General features: G+C 68.9%; 3 protein-coding genes. 2 read left to right on the forward strand and 1 reads right to left on the reverse strand.

The window, feature by feature from the left end:
- Nucleotides 1-141: 141 nt before the first annotated feature.
- Nucleotides 142-1,128: an aldo/keto reductase gene (locus VKA86_05245; protein HKK70603.1), complete on the reverse strand. Its 987-nt coding sequence runs from the start codon at nucleotides 1,126-1,128 to the stop codon at nucleotides 142-144.
- A gap of 184 nt (nucleotides 1,129-1,312) precedes the next feature.
- Between VKA86_05245 and VKA86_05250 the strand changes: the two genes are divergently transcribed.
- Both VKA86_05250 and VKA86_05255 read left to right on the forward strand, forming a co-directional pair.
- The gene (locus tag VKA86_05250; protein HKK70604.1) at nucleotides 1,313-1,960 is read left to right on the forward strand and encodes a hypothetical protein; all 648 of its coding nucleotides are present in this window, start codon (nucleotides 1,313-1,315) and stop codon (nucleotides 1,958-1,960) included.
- A gap of 523 nt (nucleotides 1,961-2,483) precedes the next feature.
- Nucleotides 2,484-3,923 carry an FG-GAP-like repeat-containing protein gene (locus tag VKA86_05255; protein ID HKK70605.1) on the forward strand — a complete coding sequence of 480 codons (1,440 nt, stop codon included), beginning with the start codon at nucleotides 2,484-2,486 and terminating at the stop codon, nucleotides 3,921-3,923.
- Nucleotides 3,924-4,003 lie beyond the last annotated feature (80 nt).

The raw sequence follows: 4,003 nt of genomic DNA on the forward strand, positions 1-4,003 counted from the left end.
CACGGGCCGCCGGAATGATTGTGGTACTTGCAGTTACGGTTGGGGCAGTGGGGAGGCGTCCAACCGTTCGTCGGTCGATTGGTACGCATGACCCCGGATCCTTGCGAATCCGGGGCCATGAACAATCATCGAGGCAGAACCCTAGGGCTTCTCCGGTGGGGCCATGAACTCCGGACCCACCGGATGGTTCACATGCCGCTCCAGGATCTGGTCGACCGACACGTGCGTCGCAGGATCGAACTGCCAGCCCCACAGTCGGTCGACCGCCTCGATCTGTTCGGGGCGGCGCGCTCCCCACAGCGCGATGTCCGATCCGTGGTCGAGGAGCCACCGGACCGAGAACGTGAGCACGTCGGTGTCGAAGCGATCGTGGGCAAGTTCCTCGAAGGCTTCGACGGCGTGCAGGTACTCACCGAAGCGCTTCGACTGGAACTTCGGATCGGCCTTGCGCAGGTCGTCACCCTCGAAGGTCTGGTGCTCCGTCATCTTCCCGGTGAGCAGACCGCGACACAACGCGCCGTAGGTCACGGTCTTCACTCCGTGCTCCCGAGCCCAGGGCAGGACGTCCTGCTCGATCCCGCGCTCGAAGAGGTTGTAGGGCGGTTGCGTGGTGTGCAGGGGCGCCACCTCGGAGAACGTCTCCATCTGCTCCACGGAGAAGTTGCTCACGCCGATCGCGCGGATCTTGCCGGCCTCGCGGAGGCGCAGCATGGCTTCGGCCGTCTCCTCGATCGGCGTGTTCGGGTCGGGCCAATGGATCTGGTAGAGGTCGATGACGTCGGTCTGCAGACGACGCAGGGAGTCCTCGGCCTCCTTCTCGATGCGTTCGCGGCTCGCGTTGCGGAATGGCTGCTCGTCCTTCCAGTCGAGGCCGACCTTGGTGGCCAGGACCACGCGCTCGCGCAGATCGTCGTGGGCGAGCGCCCGGCCGACGATCTCCTCGCTGCGACCGAAGCCGTAGACGGGGGCGGTGTCGACCAGCGAGATGTCGTGGTCGATGGCTGCGTGGATGGTGCGGATCGCCGCCTCCTCGTCGGTCCCGCCCCACATCCAACCCCCGATGGCCCAGGTGCCCAGGCCGATCCGCGAGGCCTTGAGTTCGCCTTCGACGATGTCGACGTATTCCACGGTGGGTCCTTTCGGTGGGTGACGGGACGGCCTTCCAAGGCCGCCCAAGTGGGACGTGATCGAGTCAACGCCCGGCGCGGGTGATGCGTCAAGGACCCCGGACTTGCCAGGCACGCAGCGATGGTCGACTCTCCCGACTGACCCGATCCATCGGTCGTGCCGTCCCCCAGGTCCGGAGCCGGTCATGTCCCGCTTTCTCGCCTCGTTGTTCGTCGTGCTGCTGTCCGCGTCGCCCACGGTCGCCGCCGACGGCGACGCCCTGGCCCGCCGCGTGGCCGAGACCGCCGGCGTGGAGAACTGGGGCGACGTCGAGCGCGTGGCCTTCACCTGGAAGCACCATCCGAGCGGCAACGCGCGTTCGTTCGTGTGGCACCCCGCCCAGGACAGCGTGGCCGTGACCTTCAACGGAACGACCACGCGCATCCACGCCGGGTCGATCGAGACCGACGACCAGCGCCGCGCGCACGCCGCCTTCGTCAACGACCACTACTGGATGCTGTCCGAACTCCGCCTGGCCCTCGACACGGGCGTGGAGTTCGAGGACCTCGGGCCGACGGCGGTGCCGGGCTTCGACGACATGGGGGACCGACGCGCCCTGCGCGTCCACTACACCGGCGACGCTGGCTACACTCCGGGCGATGCCTACGTTCTCTACCTGGGCGACGACGACCTTCCCGATGCCTGGGCCTTCCACCGCGGCGGCGCCGAGGAACCGAGCCTGGTGACCACTCGCCAGGACTGGAGCGAGGCCGGCGGGATCCGCTTCCCCACGCGCTTCGTCACCGCCGACGGGACGACGTTCATCACGATCGAGGACGTCACGATCGAGTGATCGCCGGTCCCGGCGCGTGCGTCCGCTCCGGGAACCCATCCAGCCGACCCTGACGGCCGCCCCCGACGGCAGCCCCTGACGGCAGGCCCGGTCGGCACGCCCTGACGGCGGGCCCGGTCCGAGGGGCCCGATGTCCATTCCGGATGCATCAGATCGCGAGCTCGTCCCACCTTTCACAGAGCTCCTCCGGACTCCGGTCCACGGCTTTTCTTCACCTTCGAGCTCTGCACGCCGCGGAGGAGCCGGCCGATTCGTCGTGCCGTGCGGTCCATCAGTCTCGAGTCTCACCACCGAAGGAGGTGTCATGAGCTTCGCCGATCTGATCGCCTTCATCATGGAGCTGGCCAACCAGCTGCCTGCCGATGCCCAGGAGGCCATCGCCCAGATCATCGAGATCCTCCAGGGTCTGATGTAGGCCGTAATGATGTAGTCCGAAACGCAAGGGTCCCCCGCTCGCGCCCCCGCTGGGACTGGGGACCCCCACCTCTTCCTCGAATCCGTCGCCTCGAATCGGGAGACCACCATGCGCCCCCACCACCTGTTCGACATCCGCGGACTCCTCGCCGTGGCGATCCTTCTCGTCGCGATGCCCGCCCATGCCCAGTTCTGTTTCGACGCGAACGGGCCTCTCGTTCCGGGAGCCGGCGAGCGCGCGAACGCGGTGGCGATCGGCGATCTGGACGGCGACGGCCTGGCCGACGTCGTCACGGCCAACGACGCGACCGACCGGGTCGCGGTCCTCCGCCAGCTGGCGGGCGGCACCCTCGATACCGCGGTGCTGTGGGCGACGGGCGACGAGCCGGTCTCGCTCGCGCTGGCCGACCTCGACGGCGACACCGACCTCGACGTCGTGACCGGAGATCAGACGTCGGGGGCCTGGTCCGTCCTGTGGAACGACGGCGCCGGCGGCCTGGCCGAACGGGATTCGATCCCGTCGGGCCCGGCCGTGAACGAGGTGCGGGTGGCCGACCTCGACGGCGACGGCCATCTCGACCTGCTCGCGGTCAACGGCTCGGGTGCCACGATCACCGTGGCCCACGGCCGTGGCGACGGCACCTTCGATGCCACGCTGTCCTTCTCCACCGACCTCACCCCGAACGGTCTGGTCGTGGCCGACTTCGACGACGACGGGCTTCTCGACGTCGCCGTGTCGAACTTCGAGTCGTCGACGGTCACCGTGCACCTCAACGACGGTGCGCGTGGGTTCGCGCCGCGCACGTCGATCGCGATCGGTCTGAATCCCCTCGACGTCGCCGTCGGTGACTTCGACGGCGCGAACGGCCCCGACGTGGCCGTGACCGAGTTCTTCGCCGACCGCGTGTCGGTCCTGCTGAACGACGGATCGGGCTCGCTGGCCGCTCCCGTGCAGGTGAGCGCCGGAGCCGGAGCCTTCTCGCTGGCCGCCCCCGACCTCGACTGCGACGGGCTGTCCGAGCTCGTCACCGGCAACCTGAACTCCGACGACGTCACGGTGCTGGCGAATCTCGGCGCGGCCTCCTTCGGCGCGCCGAGCGTGGTGTCGAGCGGCACGAATCCCTCGACCTTCGCCTTCGGCGATCTCGACGGCGACGGAGCGCCCGACCTGGCGGTGCCCTACCAGGAAGGTGTCGTGTACGGACCCGACACGTGCCCGGCGACGGCCTGTCTCGCGAGCACCTCGGTGCCCGCCGGCCCGCGCTCGGGCCTCGAACGCGTCCACGTGCGTCCCAATCCCTTCAACCCGCGCACGGTGGTGTCGTTCGACCTCGCGCGATCCGCCTCGGTGTCGATCGCGATCCACGATGCCGCTGGACGCCTCGTGCGAACTCTGCTACCGCAGGCCACGTTCGCGACCGGACGGCACGACGTGGTGTGGACCGGCCGCGACGACGCCGGCCGGGCAGTGGCCTCGGGCGTCTACCACTACCGGATCACGCTCGACGGCGAGATCGCGGCCGCCGGTCGCGTGACGCTCGCGAAGTAGAGGACGTCGTGTGTTGAAGACGAAGGCCAGCCTGTCGCGCAGCGACACCGTCACCCTGGTCGACCTCTGTCGGCAGGGCG

The sequence above is a fragment of the Candidatus Krumholzibacteriia bacterium genome, assembly GCA_035268685.1.
Classification (GTDB): domain Bacteria; phylum Krumholzibacteriota; class Krumholzibacteriia; order JAJRXK01; family JAJRXK01; genus JAJRXK01.

Coding starts and splice junctions, on each gene's coding strand:
- VKA86_05250 (HKK70604.1), top strand. CDS start 1,313: ATGTCCCGCTTTCTCGCCTCGTTGTTCGTCGTGCTGCTGTCCGCGTCG.
- VKA86_05255 (HKK70605.1), top strand. CDS start 2,484: ATGCGCCCCCACCACCTGTTCGACATCCGCGGACTCCTCGCCGTGGCG.